Below are 20,486 nucleotides of genomic sequence, written 5' to 3' on the forward strand. Positions count from 1 at the left end.
AGAATCATTACATTTCAGTCGGACTACAAACGATTCGGACTGAAAGACCGGTGATCTCCCTAGCAAATACTTCATATCGATCGTCGGTTTCAGAAAGAAATCAAAAAAAAGCGCGCTCCGATCAAGGATCGAAGCACGCTGGCAAGACTTGATTATTTTCCAGAAGGCTGTGCTTCTGCCGTGTATCCTGTTGGAATGTCTGTCTCTGCGGTTACATCGGTAATCACCATTGGATACATCATGTCCGGGTCAGGTTGGATAATCGTATACAGCACAATGGCACGTCCATCCTTCTCCAGTTTCACATCTTCAATCTTCAATCCATAACCAGGATGAGGCATTTGTGCGGTCAGTTTAACTTTTACCGTCTTGTCATCCACTTTGGTAGATGTCACGGTAGGCACAATCCCCTGTTGGCCTTCGCCTGGATTCGTTGGAGTAGGTTCTGCCGATCCGCCATTGCCGTGCTTATCTACAAACTCAAGTGCATTGAAGATCATGCTTGCAGCCTCCATACGGGTAAGCGACTGATCTGGACGGAAGTTTCCGTCCTTATCCAGTTCAATGATGTCCATGTTCAGCAGGTTCTGGACCGCAGATTTGGCGTCCTTACCGATTTTATTTTCGTCTTTAATATCATTATACAGCATGATGACCGGATATTCTCCGGTTGTGTTAATCCCTTCAAGGAGCAAAATGGCAAACTGCTCACGCGTCATTTTGGCCTGTGGATTCAGCTCCACCGGAATGGACAGACCATTCTGTGTTGCAGCCTGAACGGCATCGGCGTACCAAGTCGTTGGACTAATTTTATTTTGTGCCGAAGCGGCAGCGTATTCATTTTTCAGACCAAAAGCGTTCACGATCAGTTGAACACCCTGTGGCTCAGACAATGCGAGATCCGGACGGAATAGATCCGCCGTTACTCCATTAACAATACCTTTGGCATGTAACGAGTCCACAATCGTTTTTTGTCCTTCATCTTTTACATCCGAAAACGCAAGTACCGATGCACCTCCTGCCGTCAAAGACACGCAGAGCGCAAGCGTTGCAGCCAATCCTTTTTTATGTTTCATTTCTTGGCACCTCCATATTTAGTAAACCCATTTTTGACCTCTTCAATCCTACAGACGGGAGACTCTCCGGAAATGTTTCAGTAAAATCGACATCTGGTGAATAAATGACGGAAATACTGCATATACCCTCACCCTGTGGGCGCTGATCTGCTTTCTTTCCATTATGCTTGCTTGCTTCGTTGACTTCCTTACCGATTAGCGCAAAAATAAGAATAGAGAATTCTATGGAATGACGGATAAACAGCAAACCCGATCGCATAAAGTAAGAGGGCACGACGCGCTATTATCAGGTGTCGGCCCTTTTCTTGACTCCGCTTCCGAACCAACTTTCACCCTGAACAAAGGAGAACAAATCTTATGTCCAAGAAAGGATTACTACGAGGCTATGTCATTGCCAACTGGCCCGTATATCTGTTCGCTGTACTACTGATTATTGCCTCCAATGTAGGTCAGGCGTCCTTGCCCCGAATTCTAGGCAGCTTCACAGATCAGCTCATGCAGAACACATTTCAGATGAATACAGTCATCCGGTACAGTCTTTCGCTTTTGGCTATTGCCATCGCTTATAATCTGCTGTTCGGTACCGGGCAATTCATGATCATGAAGCTTGGACGCCGCTTCGAATTTATGACACGTGAGCGTATTTTCGGCAAGTTTTCCGAACTCAGCGAGCACTATTTTTCCAAACAGGGAAATGGGAAACTGCTCAGTTACGTCATGAATGATGTCACCTCGGTACGTGAAGCCATCTCCAACGGCGTCACCATGATGACCAATGCTACATTCCTGTTATTATCCTGTATCGTGATGATGCTGCTCAGCGGAATCCCGATGAGACTTATTCTGATCAGTATTGTGCCTTTGCTGGCCATTCCCTTTCTGGTCGTTTTTTTCGGTCCGCGAATTCGCAAGCGCTCTCGTGATGTGCAGGATGCTCTTGCAACGATGACGGAATCCGCAGAGGAACAGCTGGGTGGTATTCGTGTAACCAAAACATTTGCCATTGAAGACAGCGCCCGTGAACGATTCGGGCTCACAGTAGATGCAATCAAAAGCAAGCAGCTGCGGCTCGTTCGTCTGTCCTCTCTATTTCAGGCCTTGTTACCGCTGCTGGGTGCCATTTCACTGGTTGTCTCCCTTCTTGTTGGCGGAATTTTGACGATGCAGAACTCCATTACACTCGGAAGTTTTGTTGCATTGACGTTATACTTGCGGATCATCATGGGACCGCTTCAACAAATCGGTAATGTGATCAACACCATGCAGCGTTCTGGAGCATCACTGGAGCGGGTAAATGATCTGTTGACTGAAGTGCCTGACGTGCGCGAGCTTCCCAATGCGACAAGTCTCAAAGCCGTGAACGACATTACGATAGAGAATCTGTCCTTTTCCTATCCCGGCAGTTTATCCCCTGCGCTCAAAAACATCAGTCTGAATATCCAGGCAGGACGAACTGTGGGCATTGTGGGCAAAACAGGTTCTGGTAAAAGTACTTTTGTGAAGCTATTGCTGCGTACATATGAGCCGCCTGAAGGCACGATCCGTATTAACGGAACCGACATCCGGCAGCTGTCGCTGGAAAGTCTGCGATCCCGTATTGCCTATGTACCGCAGGATGGGTTCCTGTTCAGTACAACCATTCGGGACAATATCGCTTTTAGCGACCGTGAGGTTCCGCTGGACACCGTAGAGCACAGTGCACGACAAGCGATGATATACGAGAACATTATCCGGTTCCCCGATCGGTTCGATACCCTGCTGGGTGAACGCGGACTCACGTTGTCTGGCGGTCAGCGTCAGCGCACCAGTCTGGCGAGGGGGTTAATCAAAAAAGCGCAGGTGCTCATTCTGGATGACAGTATGAGTGCTGTGGATGCCGTCACCGAAAGTGGCATTCTGCGCAGCCTTCGTGAGATCGGCAAAGGAAAAACAACGCTGATTATCTCTCACAGGATAAGTGCGGTCCGTCATGCCGACGAAATAATCGTTCTGGATGAAGGCCGAATCGCTGAACAGGGAACACATGCAGGTCTGATGGCCGCAAAAGGATTATATGCTGCAACCTATCGTTTGCAGGAGGAGGGATTACATCATGACTGATCGTAACGCTGAAGTTCGTTCAGATGCCGGAGCACAAGCACCGTCAGGGCATGGGTCCGGTTCCGATGCAGGCGCAGACCAGAGTAAGCGCACTTCCTTCAAAGCGATGATGTCCTACGCCAAACCCCATAAATGGGCCTTTGCAGGTATTTTTTTCTGTTCGCTGCTCGGCATCTCCGCCGATTTGCTTCAGCCTTACCTGGTGAAGATCGCGATCGATGATCATCTGGCAATTGGTCAGACTAGTGTAGGTTTCCTTGTCCAGTTGGCAGCTATCTTTTTGGGGCTGGCTGTAATCAGCTTTATTTTTACCTATGTACAAAACAATCTGCTGCAGCATGTCGGTCAGAACATCGTCTCTCGCATTCGTAAAGACCTGTTCAAGCATATCTCCAAAATGTCAATGTCTTTCTTTGATCGCTTCCATATCGGCAGTCTGGTGACGAATGTATCCAGTGATACGGAAACGATCAGCAGTTTCTTCACCCAGGTACTGCTTAGTCTCATCCGGGATGGCATGATGCTGGTGCTCATTATCGTCTTTATGTTCCAGCTCGATCCGGTACTCGCGGGATACTCCCTCATCGTGTTGCCTGTAATCGCCATCGTTGCGGTATTATTTCGGAGCCAGCTGCGCAGAGCTTATCAGAATGCCCGAACTCGTCTCTCCCGTTTGATTGCATTCACGGCAGAGAACCTGTCCGGCATGTTTCTGATCCAGGCGTTCCACCAGGAAGAAGAGCAGAAGAAACGATTCACGGAACAGAACCAACTTCACCTGAAGGCCAACATCACACAAGCTCGTTCGAATGTTATATTCAACCGGACGTTTGATATCCTTGGCAATGCGGCGCTTGTTATGATGGTATGGCTTGGAGGACGTGCCGTGCTGGGCGAATCATTGCAGGTGGGTGTGCTCTATGCGTTTATCAGTTACATCCGTCAGTTCTTCCAGCCGATTAACCAGATTACCATGCAGTGGAACACATTCCAGTCGACCACCGTATCCATGGATCGCATCTGGAACATTCTGAGTACCCGTCCGGAAGTCGCTGACCCTATACCCGGAACTGCCTCCACACTTGAACCACGGAATGTGATGGGACAGATTGATTTTAATGATGTTTCGTTCGGCTATCGGGCAGATCGCCCCCTGATTCAGCATATGAATCTGCATCTTTATCCGGGTGAAATGGTGGGCATTGTAGGCACTACAGGAGCTGGCAAAAGTACATTGATCTCCCTGCTCAATCGCTTTTACGATGTGAATCAGGGCAGCATTGAGATCGATGGCGTAGACATTCGCCATTTCCCGCAAGCCAATCTTCATCGGATCGTTGGGCTGATCCAGCAGGAACCATTCCTCTTCTCAGGCTCCATCATTGACAATGTACGAATGTTCCGCGAGGATATTACGAGAGAGCAGGCTATTCAGGCCTGCCGTTTCGTCGGAGCACATGCCATGATTTCACGTCTGCCGCAAGGGTATGATACTCGTCTTTCCGAACGCGGAAGCGGTCTGTCCGCCGGAGAACGTCAACTGATATCGTTTGCCCGAATCGTGGTCTTTCAGCCCCGAGTGCTTATCCTGGATGAAGCAACCGCGAATCTGGATTCGCATACCGAACAATTGGTACAACAGGCGCTGGAATCCGTCTCTCAGGGAAGAACAACGATTGTTATTGCGCATCGTCTCTCTACAGTCATGCATGCAGATCGGATTCTCGTTATGGAGAATGGTGAGATTGTCGAGGAAGGCTCGCATCAGAAGTTGATCGATGCTGAAGGGGTATATGCTGATCTTTACACCCATGCGCGTGAAGCCGGTAATGATTCAGCTATTTCTGGCTAGCTCATCGAGCCAAATGGGGTAAATAACGTTAAACGTGCCGCTCTGCGATGCAGGCGGCATGTTTGTATATTTTCTGGGAAATGATGTTAAGGAGGCGTATTTATGAAACCTGAAATATATAAATTATCAGAGTCGAAGCTGGAGCATCGACAGATTGGCTATCGCCGCTTCACGGCGATATGGAAAGGAGCAATATGTCTTCTGTTCTTGCTGTTATGTGTCACCCTGTTATGGATCATCTATGAAGATCACGCTGAACAACTGGAGACATTGTATTATTCCATCGCAGCCATTCTTGGCATGTGGTTTATCGGGCCTTTATTTTTTATGTTTCTAGCCCGCGCAATCGCGAGTTCTCCTGTGTTATTATCCTGGAATGATGAAGGGCTTCGTATCCTTAAACGGACCATTCCCTGGAATGAGATTCGTAAAATTGAGCTTGCCTCTCCCGCCTTCAGCAAATGGATATTGTCTGCTTCCCCCATGATTGCCCTGTATTTGAAAAACGGCACCCGGCGTCATATCCAGACCGATCATTTGCTAACCAAAAAAGAGCTCAGTCGAGCAGTTGGCCTTCTGCAGGAGACGCTGCGCGAGAAACAGCAACACCACATCTGAAATCCAGTTCACATTATTCAGACTTTTCGATACCAACAGACAGGTTCATTCTATAATTCCCATACGGCAAAATGTCTTCCAGCAAACTGCCAAGCTGCTCCATTGTTCCTGTGCGTACGATCATCAGATAACAGCCCTCTCCGCTGACACGGTGAACCTCCACGATGTCTTCACGTGCAGCCATAAATTCACGGAAGGCGGCATGCCGGTCGCCGGAATTCAGAAAAATCGTTACAAATGCCTGCAGGCCCAAGCCAAGGCGTTCCGGGTTCCATTTTACCGTATACCCTTCAATAACACCCAGATCATGCAGCTTGCGTACTCTCGCACCTACAGCCTGTCCGGTCAAATGCACCTCTTCGCCGATCTCTTTATGAGAGCGTTTGGCGTCCTGGATCAGGCATTTCAGTATGCGTATATCTGTATCATCAATCGTCTCATTCATCTATTTTGCAATCCTTTCAACTTGAAATTAAAGTGGTCTGTTTTCTTTCAGTGTGTTATTTACGCCCATAAACGGGTTGTATAACATATAGGATAATAACATTAATTCCCGAAGGAGTGCAGCTTCAATGAAAATTCAATTGATTCGTAATGCTACATTATGGTTGGAATATGGGGGTCTGAATATACTGGTTGATCCCATGTTGATGGATAAAGAAGTAATGCCTGCTTTCCCGAACACACCCAATGAGTTACGCAATCCTAGAGTCTCCTTACCCGAGACGGAAACGGATTATGTGAATCCGGATCTGGTGATCGTTACGCATACTCACCCCGATCACTGGGATGAAGCAGCAGCGAAGCAGCTCCGCAAGGATGTACCTCTGCTGTGCCAGCCAGGAGATGAGGCCGTGTTCACTGGAGCCGGATTTACCAACGTTACCGCCGTGAATGAGAAACATGAGTATCATTCTGTACGTTTGGCCCGCACTTCAGGACAACATGGAACCGGAGAAATCGGCGAACGTATGGGCAAGGTGTCTGGTTTTGTATTGGAAGCTGACGAAGAACCTGTCGCCTATATCGCCGGGGATACCATCTGGTGTGAAGAGCCAGCCGAGGCCATTCGTCAATATCAACCTGAGGTGATTGTGGTGAATGCCGGCGGTGCCCGCTTCCTGCAAGGAGATCCGATCACGATGGACGGACCTGACGTAGCTGAAGTGAAACGCCATGCGCCGGATGCTCATGTCATTGCTGTGCATATGGACGCCATTAACCATTGCATGATGTCCCGGATGGACCTCGCCAGTTATCTGGCATCCGAACAATTGGACGGACAGGTGCTCATTCCACGCGATGGCGAGAGTTTTGTGTTTGGGCCGGGAGCCGGGTTGGAGTAAAATTTTCGTTGAGACATGTTATGCCGAAAAGGCAGTCTCCGGGTCTTAAGTATGCGCGAATATAAGGGACTGCCTGTTTTGAATATTTCATCGGAATTCCAAAGTTTAGCGAATAATGTTAGTTAACTGTCTAGGGTTGCTGTTTGTCCAAACATCTAAGGAACCCGGGACACTCTATATGGCGAAATAGTACACGTTTTTATATCACGAAAAAAGGCTGGATGCGTATAAACTCGCATCCAGCCTTTTTTCTTATTAATATCACAGAAATACGGGATCATTCTGCCATCGGAGTGCCCTGTGTTCCGTTGTTCCCTTTATTCCCGGTGCAACCCGCATGAATCTTCCTGATCTACTATTGGACTTTCAATCGGATTACGTTCCACGATGCTTTGGCCAGGCTTGCCGTGATCAATGTATCTGATACTTCTGCATCACCACGATTATGCGGAGCAACGCGATTCGGCTGTGCTGCGGTATTGGCTGCTTTTAGATCATCACTTTCCAGCACAATATGCTCAATCAAGCGGCACTTTCCAAAGCTGCGCAGATCCACTTCAAGCGGAAGTGATTCTTCCAGATGACGGTTCACGGCAAACACAGTTACTTCACCCTGCTCCTCGTTATGCACCGCAATGCCCTCCAGATAAGGAACATCCGTAATTTGTTTGGTATCATATTTCGGTGACTGAATCAACGGCACAAGTGCTGTTCCACGTCCGAACACGGAAGCATGCATGAACGGATAGAAAATCGTCTGTCTCCATGCAGCACCGCCATTATCCGTCATGATTGGAGCGATCACGTTGACGAGCTGCGCCAGACATGCCATCTTGACTCGGTCCGCATGTTTCAGCATGCTGATCAGCATACAGCCCACAAGCAGTGCATCTTCATGGTTGTATACGTCCTCCAGCTGTGGCGGAGCAATCTGCCATGGGTCCAGCTTCTTGTCACTTTCATTGGAGTGGTACCAGACATTCCATTCATCAAAGGAAAGGAACATCGTCTTCTTGCTGCGCTTCTTCGCTTTGATATAATCACAGGTCGCTTTTACCGTCTCAATAAAACGATCCATCTCAAGGGAACGCGCAAGGAATGTTGGCGTATCCTGCTCAGCATTACCGTAATACTGGTGAAGCGACAGATATTCAACATGATCATACGTATGATCCAGCACAGTTGCTTCCCATTCCGGGAAGGATGGCATACCGAGGGATGAACTTCCGCAAGCGACCAGCTCAATCGTCGGGTCTGTCCACTTCATCACTTTTGCCGCTTCAAGTGCAATCCGTCCATACTCTTCTGCTGTTTTGTGACCAATCTGCCACGGACCGTCCATTTCGTTGCCTAGGCACCAGGTTTTGATGGCATGAGGCTCTTTGTATCCATGTTTAATACGCAAATCACTATAATAGGAACCTTCCGGATGATTGCTGTACTCCACGATGTTGCGGGCTGCGTCTACACCCCGTGTTCCCAAGTTGACGGCCATCATCACTTCCGAATTCGCCTGTTTGGACCAATCCACAAATTCGTTAAACCCGAATTCATTGGTCTCGATTGTTCTCCAGGCTAGTTCCAGTCTTCGTTTGCGTTCAGATACAGGCCCAACCGAATCTTCCCAGTTGTAACCGGATACAAAGTTACCGCCAGGATACCGCACAATCGGAACCTGCAGCTCCTTAACCATCTCCAGCACATCACCACGGAAGCCCGCTTCATTCGCTGTAGGATGACCTGGCTCATATATTCCACCGTATACGGCACGTCCCAGATGTTCAATAAATGAACCGTATAAACGTTTATCAACTACGCCAACTGTGAAATCCTTGTCTACCGTCATTTTTGCTTTTTCCATCGTGAAGTTCAGCTCCCTAAGATTAATATAAAAATTAATTGATAATCTATGGATCAACGTTCATATTTATATTAAAATCGATTATGGCAGCAATTTCAACCTGAATTTTGCAAAATGTTATTCTTTTGACTGGATTTATGTTTAACTTAATTCTATAAATCAAAAATGGAGGAACAGATGTGATTAGAGCAAATACCGATGCAGAATGGCTGCCCCTTTACGAAGCACTCGCGAGTGAAGTCCGTCTGCAGATTATCAGGCTTGTCGCGGAGACCCCAATGAACGTGAAGGACATTGCGGCATCACTCGGCCTGAGCAGTGCAATCGTAACCATGCATGTTCGCAAGCTTCAGGATGTGGGCATCATTCAATCCAAAATGATTCGCAAGGATGGCGGCACGCACAAAATGAACAGCCTCGCTGTCGACTGGATTGGCATCTCCATGCCACAGGAAACGGGTACCACCCGCAAGCTTCATGAAGTAGCAATCCCAGTCGGGCATTACACCCATTTTGATGTGTATCCAACTTGTGGACTGGCTACATCCGATCACGTCATTGGACAGTATGATGATCCACGCTATTTTCTGGATCCCGAGCGAATGCATGCCCATATTCTCTGGTTTGGACGCGGCTTCGTGGAATACAAAATTCCAAACTATATCTTGTTAGGCCAACAGATCAGTGCCATTGAATTGTCACTTGAGATAGGTTCAGAGGCCCCTTCGGTCAACCCGAACTGGCCTTCGGATATTACATTCATGCTCAATGGTATTCGACTCGGTGAATGGACAAGTCCTGGAGATTCGGGAAATGGACGAGGCATGTTTACCCCGGATTGGTGGAGCGACAGTGTCAATCAATATGGCATGCTCAAGGTGCTGCGGATCACCCATGAAGGCACATTTATTGATGGACAGCATATGTCCGAAGTTACGCTTGCCGATATTCCCGTGGAACGTAATCAGTGGACATTGCGCCTCTCCGTGGAGGAAGATGCGCAGCATGTGGGCGGGCTGACGTTGTATGGTCAAGGATTCGGCAACTATGATCAGGATATTCTGTTCCGTCTGTACTACCAGGACTAATAAACAACAAAAAGAACCTTCCATCCCCCGTATAGGCAGAGATGGAAGGTTCTATATGTGGTCATTATTTAATAAGCATGCTGGAACTTAAAGTGCACTTCCACCAAACAGGAAACGGTACTCCCAATGTTTGCCGGAGATATCACTAATCGTTACACCGCCGCCAGCGTTGGAATAGGTGTGCAGTATTTTGCCGTCACCCAGATAAATTCCCGTGTGGGTAATCGTAGCAGTGGATTTGTTAACACTAGAATACGATGAAGCCGAACTGCCTTTGTAGGACATAAAGTACATCAGGTCACCACGCTTCAGATTTTTCCAATTGGTCTGAACGGTACCGTTGGCTTTCACATAAGCACCTTGTTTACGCGAATCGGATGGAAGCTTGATTCCAAGTGCATCGATAAATGCCTGGCGGACAAAGCTTGAGCAATCAAACGTAGCCGTACTGTTACGACTTGCCCCAAATTCATAAGGCGTTCCCCAATACTTCATGCCAGCCGCTATGACTTTCTCTACAGAAGCACTGCCTGTAACTGAACTTCCTGTTGTCGTGTTGCCTTTCACGGCTTGTGTATATTTTGAAGAAGAAGATATGTATCCTGTCCGCTTACCGGAGTCCGTAACTTTATACCAGCCTGATCCGGATTTTTGCAGTACCGTAATGGTCTCCCCTTTTGGCACCAAACGAACAATGCTTGCGGAAGAAGATGGTGACGTACGCAAATTTACTCCCCAGATGACTTTAACTTTTGAATTTTCAACTGCGGCTGCCGATGCAGGTGTCGTTAATGCTCCTGTTGTCAGACTTCCCATCAGCATCGTTGCTGTTACACTTGCAGTAATGATCTTGCTTTTCCAGTTCATGATGTCGTGTTCCCCCTGATGTTACAGAATTTTAACCTGGCCTCATTCGCCGGGCTTGCCCCATTGTAAAACGGGCTGTCCATAACGATCATCAGTCCAAAGTCCTGTATTCAATCAGGCAGGCTTGAGCACTAAGAATCAGGGAAACTTCTCACACCCGTTGGCTAAAACTGCCGCAAATCTCTTCTTTTTCAAAGGTTAAATTATTGTAACTATTTGCTGTGCTTCGTTTTACGCAGAAATGAGGCCTAAACCCATCATCACTTGGGACATGCGACATATGACCTATATTTTAATATTTAAATTCTATATTTGGTAAACATTACTATGATTCATTTCTCGATTATCCAAACCTATACTCCTAAAATCATCACAAAAAAGCCGGAGATATCTCCCCGGCTATACTCGTTTCAATATGAATTAATTATGGCTCAATACCCCAAGCATTGACTCCGCCAATATAAGCGGTCACTTTATTCCAGGCGCTGAAGGCCGTTTTGGTCGCATCGAAGGAATAGTCATTGGTCTGATCAAAATTCGTCCAGTTGTTCTTCGAGAAGCGACCTTGGATAATTCCCGTCTCTGCTCCCGCAGCCAGACTGCCTGCTTCGGATTTAAAACCAATCTCCAGATACGTATCCGCTGTGCCTTTGGCCGGATCTACCGTCACAAATTGAGCTTCAACGTTGGCGCTTCCAACCTGAGCGTAATCACACCAGAAACTCAGATCGGATGCACTATCCTTCGTAAAGTAATACCGCACCTTCACCTGACTCAGATCTACTGCTGTCGTGCCTGTGTTCTTGATATTGAACTGCGGGGTCACCGCATTGCCTGACGTCCCTGAACCGCCATTGCGATATTGCACTTCAAGTGCACCTGTTGTTACAGGAGGCGCTGTTGGTGTCACCGTCACTACATTGGACAAGGTCTGCCCGCTTGCATTCACTGCCACCACTCGGTAATTGTATGCAGTACCGTTCACTGCCGTGGCATCCGTGTATGTCAGTGCCGTCAGACCTGCAGCCAGATCGGCGTAGGCTCCACCTGCTACCGAGCGTTGTACCTTGTAACTTGCAGCTCCGGTCGATGCGGTCCATGTCAGCACAGCCTGACTATCGCCTGCCGTTCCCGTAAGGGTTAACACGCCCGGTATGGAAGTTCCCGCTTGCGGTGTTGCAGAGGCTTGAGCAGAAGGTGCAGATTCACCAGCAGTATTCACTGCCGTCAATACATAATAGTACGTTTTTCCATTCGTCAGTCCTGTATCCGTGAAGGTCGAACCGGTAACCCCTGTTGCTATGGAAGTATACGGGCCACCGTTCACCTCTGCACGTTTTACCGTGTAAGAAGCTGCACCCGTGGATGCGGTCCAGTTCAGAACAACCTGCTCACTGCCTGCTGCAGCTGTCAGACCGGCCGGAGCTGCTGGCACTTGGACCCCAGGGCCTCCTGCGTCACCAAGGAGACGATCAAATTCGCCATACGCGGTAGCCATATCCACCTGTGACCAGAAACGGTGATACGTAAAGGTTGGTGCGCCATTTTCCCATTTTTTTGTTGTTGGATTATAAGACGTTTTGTACAGATTATCCAGATAAGCCCATGCCGGATCTTGCTTGATGGCTGGACGCAGGTCAGAATAACCAATGTATACGCCATTACCACCCTTGGCCGGGTCAGAAGGTACGCCGGCTGTACCCGGTATCGTGTTACCCTGTCCGAAGGTTCCTGTCCAGTTCGCCGGAATATAAATCTCTTTGGCGAAGAAGCGGAAGTAGTCTTTACGTACTTCCTCGGTCACAATCCCCACACCATCATTGTAATCCCACGCCGTGTTCAACAGTTTCTCTGCCATATCTTTGGCTGCCTGACCTTTGGCACTGAGTACGCCACCTTCGGCTTGAGTTCCCGCTGCAAAGAACGTCAGGGTTTTGATATAACTTCCTAGCACGCCTGTATCCTGAGCAGGATCTTTGGTTATCACATGGAAATTAGGATTGTTCGTAAAGGAACTGAACCCGTTCCATTTGTCCGGTTGCCCCTGCCATTCCTGGCTGCCTGGAATCCAGAATTCGCCCGGTGCAGGTGTAGTCGCAACCTGTACATTGGTACCGCCAAGAATCCGTTGACCTGCCGCGTTCAGATAATATCCTTCTGCATCCGTCACTGGACGCTCATCAACGAACACATAATCCTTGGCCCAGTCGACCCACTTGGTAATGACTTTTTTGGCCATCTGGAAGTTCTCGGAGCTGAGGTCCCCGCTTTCGGCCAAAATGTAATACATCTCCGCCACGCGCTCCAGCGGCCATGCCTGGAATCCAAACCAGGTGTTGGAATCCGGGTCACGATATACTGGTGCTTCTTGATAGGCCATGTCATAGAATGTGCTTGTTCCTGCCGGATAAGCTGCATATGAACCGCCTATACTGTTGGTTGCTCCCCCGCCGATAGCTCCTTCATGAGATTGTAGCCAAGTGTAGAATTCAAGCTGACGTTTCAGCGTAGCATTCCAATCTGCTTTGGCTGTTGCTGATTTCGGAATCAAGCCGCCAGCCGGATCAGACAAGGCATAGGCTGCCACCGGATTTTGATATGCCTGATGGGTATGACTCGCTCCAATCCGCCAAGCCCAATCCCCACCTTGACCCAAGCCGCCGCCCCATGACGTATACCAGGCCATGAGATACATGTTGGAATCCTTGCCTGTACCCGGAGTTGGTGTACCGTTCTTGGCACTTCCAATCTTTTGGAAGTATTTATCATACATGCCATAGCGAAGATAGTCCCCCATTTTCTTCGCCTTATCCAGATATTCCGTATTGTTGTATCCCATCTCCTTCGCCCAATACAGCACCTGTATAGCACGCGCATCGGCATCCGTTGCGTTCGTGTAACGCCATTGCGCTGACGGTGTCTGATTTTCCTTTGTGAACAAGCTCATGAAGCCTTCGTTTGCCTTACCAAAGGATTTATCATCCTGGGATGGATGCGGGATGGCTTCCCACACAGACTCCTGCTCCCCACGCTGGAACGTGTTCACATAGGTAGCCGTATGCGATGGATTCAGCAAGTTGCCATATCCATACCAATCATCCACATCGACCAGCCAGTGCATGAGATAAGTCTGATTGTCACCATAGGTCGCCTTGAGTTCGGTATCAATTGGGTCTTTACCCGCTGCATATTGACCATTAAGTGGCGATGGATATTGGTCCGGGAAAGGTTTTTCCGCCGCATAGGTAGCAGGGCTGTTCGGGTTGTATGAGCTCATCGTAGGCTGCTCTTCCTTCCCGTCACCTTCGTTGACCGGGATAATATATTTCTCCATGCTGTCCCAAGCCGCTTCCAGTTGAGACCAATCTCCCGTATAGTGACCATACATTGTTTCCAGCCAGAGCCAGTAGCTATATGCCTCGGATGTTGTCATGTGTCCATAATCCGGTGCCTCGCTCATCAGCGTTTCAATGGAATGATAGGGAAGGCCTTCTGGAGAGAAATAACCGTTCGCCGGATCTTTCAGCTGATCATACAATTGCAAAAATCGAGCTTCGTTTATCCCATCCGCCTGAGCATCAATGGTCTGCTCTTCGGCATAAGCCGTTTGGGGGCCCGCCCATAACCCGGAGTATCCGGTCAACATTACAGTCCCTGCAAGCATGGCCGTCAAACTTTTTTTCGCAGCTGATTTCAACATGTACTTACCTCCCTGGAATGGTGAAATTCAATTTGAATTACTTTGGGTCTGCGCATGCTGTTAAACTCCCTTTTAGGTTACGGCTCCATGCCCCAGACTTTCGTCCCTCCCTGAAACCCAGTTACGTGATCCCAGGCAGCAAAGGCCGTCTTGGTTGCATCATAGGAATAGTCGTTGCTCTGATCAAAATTACTCCAATTATTCTTGGAAAAGCGCCCCTGGATCACACCCGTCTCCGCTCCGGCAGCCAGGCTGCCAGCCCCGGATTTGAAGCTGATCTCCAGATACGTATCCGCTGTACCCGTTGCCGGAGTCACCGTGACAAATTTGCCTTCAACATTGGCTGTGCCGATCTGGGCATAATCACACCAGAAGGTCAGATCCCCTGCACCATCCTTGGTAAAATAGTAGCGGAGCTTCACGGTACTCAGATCAATCTCCTGCGTTCCTGTGTTTTTCAGATTAAACTGCGGAGTCACCGCATTGCCGGACGCACCTGACCCTCCGTTACGATACTGCACCTCAAGCGTGCCCGTCGTTGCCGGAGGCGCACTCGGTGTCAACGTCACGATATTGGACAACGTCTGTCCACTCGCATTCACGGCGGCGATCCGATAACTGTACGGCGTGCCATTTACCGCGGTGGTATCGATATAATTCAACACTGCCAATCCAGTTGCCACATCGGCATATGCGCCGCCCCCAACGGAGCGCTGTACCTTATAAGTCTCAGCTCCCGTGGCTGCCGTCCAGGTCAAAATCGACTGGGCGTTCCCTGCTGTACCGCTTAACGTCAGTGCGCCAGGCAACGATGTTCCAGCCTGCGGCGTGGCAGTGGCTTGTGCAGATTCGGGCGATTCCCCGGCTGAGTTAACAGCCGTCACCACATAATAATAGGTCTTCCCGTTCGTGAGCCCCGTGTTCGTATACGTCAAGCCATGTAAGCCTGTCGCTACAGAAGTATATGGACCCCCATTTACCTCGGCACGCTTCACGGTATACGATTCTGCCCCCGGTGATGCTGCCCAGTTCAGGATTACCTGAGCATTCCCCGATACAGCCTGCACCCCCGAAGGTGCAGCAGGCATGACGACCGGTGTGACACCAGGTTCCTGACCGTATATCCGTATTCCCGCATCGTAGACTGGGAGATATACGCTCTTCGTCACATTGCCTGTGCCCAAGCCCTGGAATGAATGATCGTTATTCGCATTCCAGGCGCCTTGCGGGCCGGTAATGCGGAACTGGACCTCTTTGCGATAATGTCCTTCCCCGCCTGGATAGATCTTGGTTCCCGTAAAGTCCGCAGTAACAGCGTAGATTCGTTTCGCCGCATCAACCACAAGCGGTTGGGATACGGTAGCGCCCTCGGCGTATTCGGTTGTAACCTTGACATCAGATACGGTATATCCTGCAGCGTAAACTTCACTCAGATCCACGAAATAGCGAAAAGACAATTTATCCCCCATCCGCGCAGGCCAGCCCGAACGATTGTTCAGTTGAGCCTTGATTTCCGTGTAATTTGAACCGGATGCCTTCACGGCAGCTTCGACAAAGAACTCATCCGTCTTCACTTCTGGAGCCGGAAAATTCGCGATGGGCTGATCATTTTGGCCAAATAACAGATTCATCTTGGCTAACGCGCCTGTAAAGCCTGCATTGTAATCGGTTGCCACCTCATTGCTGACATAGTCACCAATGGAATCGGTATAGGCATCCGTCTCATCCGGTCCACCAACCATCGCTCCGTACAACGTGTGACGGTGCTCTGATGGTGTATTTTCAGAATTCATCCATGAACTGTGGGAGGTTCGGTGATGTGGGTGTTTAGGCGAATTCTGACCATAACCGACCACATAGCTGCTCTGGCGAGGATTATCCCCCAGGATATAGTTCATTTGTGAAACGGCAAAGTCCTGATACCTCGCTTTCTTCACCGGATCACTGACCCAGTCAGAGTACACAAAAGCAATAAAGGATGCATTCGCTGCATAGCGGAGCGATCCCCATGTATCAAGCCAGGCAAGCCCGCCCGGTGTATACTTGATCCGTTGTCCATTCGTGCCTACAGACCAATAATCCAGATTGCGCTCCGTGGATTGAATGAACCGCGTCGCTTCTGGCATGTTCAGGCTCGACGTAATGCGAGCGAGCAGAATCTGGGCTCCGTAATGTTTGTCATCCCAGCCTTGGGTCCATGTGTAGGCCCAATTCCCGTTCTGTCCATCCGCCTGCCACAAATTCGCCGTAGCAATCGCTTTGGACAAGTAAGCGCTATCATTTGTCGCCATATATAACCATGTTGCAGCCCAGGCAAGTTCATCATAGTAACCTGTCCATGAATTGTAGAACGATTGAGCATCTGTAATGCAATCCGAGTATTTGCCTCGATACGTATCACCGAAGCTGTACAACTCCTTGGCATGCTGAAGCAGTTTGTTGGCATAAGCCGGGTCACTGTCACGGAACACAATGGATGAAGAAGCGAGTGCCGCTGCGGTTTCTCCCGCAAGTTCACTTCCCGGACAGGATGCATCGATCTTATAAGCAGGACGGTTCATCTGCATCACTTCAGCCGGTCCCCACCAGGCATGGTCTGTATTGCCTGCTCCAACCTGTCCCCATAATTCATTTGGTTTCGTATGCGCTTTCACAAAATAGTCTGTGGCCCATCTCAAGTTATCCTTAATCTCCTCCAGTTGCCCTGCCTGCTCGTATCCCTCACGGTATTCCACAACAGACCAAGCTAACATCGTAGCCGAATAGGCCATAGGCAGACCAAATTTCACATGATCTCCAGCATCGTACCACCCTCCGGTCAAATCAACCCCAACATCCGCTCCGTCATTTAATCCGGAATCACCACGCCATTCCACCCGATTGTCTTCCGGCAATTTCCCTGAACGCTGTGTTTCATAGAAATAAACCGCCTTCTGCAATGCTTCCGCATAGTTATGATTCCCGGCAGCCGCATCTGCCTTTCCATTCCATGCCTGTATGGATGTACTTCCTGCCAGTAGCCCTGCCGATAACGCAAGAATAGCGATTCGTCTCCACCAGCTTCCCTTCATCTTCAACCATTCATCTCCTTTGGCAATAGTCGTCTCGTCATTCTTCAATTACACTGATGAAATAACCCGCTCCCTTCTATGGTGTAACTCCATGTATTTCCACCATTAATTACCATTATATCCTTTTGTTCCAGTTGCAATATCAGCGCTGGTGACTTCTGAAATAACATTGTTGTGACATGTTTGGGTAGTGATATGACAAAAAAGACTGCCCCTCATATCGCATGAATGCAATATGAGAAACAGCCTAGATATTTCGTATACCCCGTGCTACAGACTAAATTATGATCAAGCCTTTATCCAATCTGAATATCCTTCTTTCGGATCGTTTACACTCTGAATTTGTTGATTTGCTCCTGCAACTCTTCAGCCATTTTGGACAATGAGCCTGCAGATGAAGCAATCTCTTCCATCGAAGCCAGCTGCTGCTGGGTTGCGGCAGATACATTATGTACCCCACCTGCTGCTTCTCCCGCAATGTTGGAGATCTGACCCACATACCCTACCACTTCACTCGTACTTGCAGACATTTCCTCCGAACCTGCCGATACTTCCTGGATTTCACCAGCGACCTTGTTCACTGCATTCGAAATCTGTTCAAAGGCTTGTCCCGCCGCGGTTACAATCTCAATGCCTGCCTCTGTTTCATTGCTATTTACTTTCACAGCCTGCACGGCATGATCTGTATCCTTCTGAATCAATTGCACGAGATCCGTAATTTTTTGAGCAGATTCAGAGGATTCCTCGGCCAGCTTACGCACTTCTCCGGCAACAACAGCAAAACCTCTGCCATGCTCTCCTGCTCGTGCCGCTTCAATCGCTGCATTCAATGCAAGAAGGTTGGTCTGACGAGCAATATTGTTGATAACCTCGGTAATGGTACCAATCTCTGCGGAACGCTCTCCCAGCCCTGTAACCAGTTCTGTCAGTGATGCAATGGAATTGCGTACAGATCCCATCTGTTCAACTGCCTGCTGAATAATCATATTTCCTTCTGCAGACTGATTTGCTGCATCAACGGCAGACACGGATACACTTTGAGCAAGCTCAGCAATCTGTTCCGAACCCAGAGCCATCTCACTCATCGCCTGTGAAGAACGTTTCACCATATCTACTTGATCCGATGTCCCTACAGCCAATTCCTCAACCGTCTCGGAGATCTGTTCTGACGCCCTTGTATTCTGCTCTGCACTCGCGAGAAGTTCTTCCGAGGAAGCGGCTACCTGTTCGGATGTCATCGATACGGATTGAATCATCTCCCGCAGGTTGCCAGTCATCACATTGAAGGAATCGGCCAGCGTTCCCAGCTCATCCTTGTTCTTGAGAACAATCTTCTCACTGGTCAAGTCACCATTAGCAATCAACATCGCTGCTGCATTCATCTTCTGAATTGGACGTGAGATGATGCTTGCAATGAAGAAGGCGATAAACATGGCAATCAGGAAAGCAACAATGGTTACTCCTAAAATAATATTAAATGCTCTTTCGGCGGTCTCAACCGATCCATTCGTAGCTTGATCTGACCCTTGATTCCCCATTTCAATCAATTTGACAATGGAATCGTTGGCTGTATACCACAATGAATAAGCCTCTGTGTGCAGTTTACTGGCCTCGTTATAATCGTTTTTCAATCCTAGTTCAATGAATGCAGGCATCTTTGCCAGATATGCCTCATAGTTGGTGCTAAACTCATTGTAAAGTTTCATTGCCCCTTCATTGCTATTTATGAAAGTTAACAATTGTTTTCGTTCATCTTCTATCTTGCTAAGAAGCTGATTCAAAGCCTCGTTCAACTTGGCAGTTTCATTTTTGTCCTGTTCCACAATGACTGCGAGCGCAAGGCGTTCCACATCGGAAATATCACCATTCATCTGGCCCAACAGAGATACGCTGGGCATCCATGTCTTGTCCACATCATCGGCTTTGTTAGACATATCATGGATTTGAGTCAGCGCATAAATGCTGACAAAAGCTAACAACCCCACTACCATTAAAAATCCGGTCAATAATTTCATACGAATTGTAAATCTAAGCTTCCCCATCACGCTTCCCCGCGTACCTTCCATATTCCCCACTCCTCAACTTAGTGCATAAACTACTACATATTTATAATATATCGACACCTTTCGTCATGAATTGTAGATATCGGAATTCAATTTTTAAAATTTCAGTTAACTTCGAAATAAACACAAAAAAACCTTAAGTCTTTGGCTCCTCAAAGACTTAAAGTTTTCATATCTGAAACTTCTCTTCTGATACCTGCTATATTCAACCGTTTCTAACGGAAAACCCGCTGGTGAATCTTAATGAAGAAATCGGGAATCGACTTGGTATAATTACGCGTAGCAATCAAGATTACACTGACCAGACTTCCCAGAATGAATCCGCCCAGAATATCCCCGGGATAATGTACACCTACATAGACACGCGACACTCCTGTCAGCACAGCAAGCAACAGCATCCATCCTCCGAAGCGGCGCCCGATAAAAAACGAAGCCGCAGCAAGCGCGAATACAAAGGAAGCATGTTTGCTTGGAAAAGATGGATCTGGCACATGCGGAACCAGTTGATTCACCGTGCCTTCCATGAACGGCCTTGGATGACCTACCACAGGTGAAATTCCCCATTTTGCCAGACCAAGTGCTACGATCGAAGCTACACACGCATAAAACACAATTCGTTGCTTCGAAGGATCGCCAAGAAACCACACAATCACAAGAAGCCCTATCATTACCCAAACCGCATATTCAGCTGATGTAATCATAAACCAGTCCAGAAACGGAATTCGGTCTGCAAACTGGTTGATCCAATTAAATACAGATTGATTCATAAAGTGTTTAATACCTCCATTACACAAAACGCGATTATTTTTTACATAATAAATATACACTAACTATTTGTCAAACA

13 protein-coding genes are annotated in these 20,486 nt (G+C 48.3%); 5 read left to right on the forward strand and 8 right to left on the reverse strand.

The genetic code is table 11. From position 1 onward, the window contains the following. Positions 1-152 precede the first annotated feature (152 nt). Positions 153-1,076 carry an S-layer homology domain-containing protein gene (locus HW560_RS32380; protein WP_179265598.1) on the reverse strand — a complete coding sequence of 308 codons (924 nt, stop codon included), beginning with the start codon at positions 1,074-1,076 and terminating at the stop codon, positions 153-155. Between the two features lie 357 nt (positions 1,077-1,433). On the opposite strand from HW560_RS32380, the gene HW560_RS32385 reads away from it, so the two are divergent. The 3 genes from HW560_RS32385 to HW560_RS32395 all read left to right on the forward strand — a co-directional run bounded on the left by HW560_RS32385 (position 1,434) and on the right by HW560_RS32395 (position 5,646). Next, positions 1,434-3,176 (forward strand): ABC transporter ATP-binding protein, encoded by a 1,743-nt coding sequence (locus HW560_RS32385; protein ID WP_179265599.1) that lies wholly within the window; start codon positions 1,434-1,436, stop codon positions 3,174-3,176. A 106-nt stretch (positions 3,177-3,282) separates the two neighbouring features. Next, positions 3,283-5,028: an ABC transporter ATP-binding protein gene (locus HW560_RS32390; protein ID WP_179265971.1), complete on the forward strand. Its 1,746-nt coding sequence runs from the start codon at positions 3,283-3,285 to the stop codon at positions 5,026-5,028. Between the two features lie 102 nt (positions 5,029-5,130). Further along, positions 5,131-5,646, forward strand: coding sequence for a hypothetical protein (locus tag HW560_RS32395; RefSeq protein ID WP_179265600.1), 516 nt, complete (start codon positions 5,131-5,133; stop codon positions 5,644-5,646). Between the two features lie 13 nt (positions 5,647-5,659). On the opposite strand, the gene HW560_RS32400 is transcribed toward HW560_RS32395, so the two are convergent. Further along, entirely contained in the window at positions 5,660-6,091 is a 432-nt protein-coding gene (locus tag HW560_RS32400) for an Lrp/AsnC family transcriptional regulator (RefSeq protein ID WP_179265601.1), read from the reverse strand. 127 nt (positions 6,092-6,218) lie between these two features. Here HW560_RS32400 and HW560_RS32405 point away from each other — a divergent pair, with 127 nt between their 5' ends. Next, complete coding sequence (locus HW560_RS32405; RefSeq protein ID WP_179265602.1) at positions 6,219-6,992, forward strand: MBL fold metallo-hydrolase; 774 nt, start codon at positions 6,219-6,221, stop codon at positions 6,990-6,992. 355 nt (positions 6,993-7,347) lie between these two features. Here HW560_RS32405 and HW560_RS32410 read toward each other — a convergent pair whose 3' ends face one another. Continuing rightward, positions 7,348-8,853, reverse strand: a complete 1,506-nt coding sequence (locus HW560_RS32410) for an arabinosylfuranosidase ArfA (RefSeq protein ID WP_090894068.1) — start codon at positions 8,851-8,853, stop codon at positions 7,348-7,350. A gap of 182 nt (positions 8,854-9,035) precedes the next feature. Between HW560_RS32410 and HW560_RS32415 the strand changes: the two genes are divergently transcribed. Then, positions 9,036-9,941 (forward strand): ArsR/SmtB family transcription factor, encoded by a 906-nt coding sequence (locus HW560_RS32415; protein ID WP_371129145.1) that lies wholly within the window; start codon positions 9,036-9,038, stop codon positions 9,939-9,941. Positions 9,942-10,028: 87 nt separating this feature from the next. Here HW560_RS32415 and HW560_RS32420 read toward each other — a convergent pair whose 3' ends face one another. From HW560_RS32420 to HW560_RS32440, 5 genes are all read right to left on the reverse strand, one after another. Further along, positions 10,029-10,808 (reverse strand): C40 family peptidase, encoded by a 780-nt coding sequence (locus HW560_RS32420; RefSeq protein ID WP_090894063.1) that lies wholly within the window; start codon positions 10,806-10,808, stop codon positions 10,029-10,031. Between the two features lie 424 nt (positions 10,809-11,232). After that, positions 11,233-14,508, reverse strand: coding sequence for a glycoside hydrolase family 48 protein (locus tag HW560_RS32425; RefSeq protein ID WP_090894061.1), 3,276 nt, complete (start codon positions 14,506-14,508; stop codon positions 11,233-11,235). A 77-nt stretch (positions 14,509-14,585) separates the two neighbouring features. Next, complete coding sequence (locus HW560_RS32430; RefSeq protein WP_090901876.1) at positions 14,586-17,579, reverse strand: glycoside hydrolase family 9 protein; 2,994 nt, start codon at positions 17,577-17,579, stop codon at positions 14,586-14,588. A gap of 329 nt (positions 17,580-17,908) precedes the next feature. Continuing rightward, positions 17,909-19,645, reverse strand: a complete 1,737-nt coding sequence (locus HW560_RS32435; RefSeq protein ID WP_090894059.1) for a methyl-accepting chemotaxis protein — start codon at positions 19,643-19,645, stop codon at positions 17,909-17,911. A 212-nt stretch (positions 19,646-19,857) separates the two neighbouring features. Further along, entirely contained in the window at positions 19,858-20,409 is a 552-nt protein-coding gene (locus tag HW560_RS32440) for an undecaprenyl-diphosphatase (RefSeq protein WP_090894057.1), read from the reverse strand. Between the last annotated feature and the right edge of the window lie 77 nt (positions 20,410-20,486).

Origin of the sequence: Paenibacillus sp. E222 (assembly GCF_013401555.1) — a bacterium.
Classification (GTDB): Bacteria; Bacillota; Bacilli; order Paenibacillales; family Paenibacillaceae; genus Paenibacillus.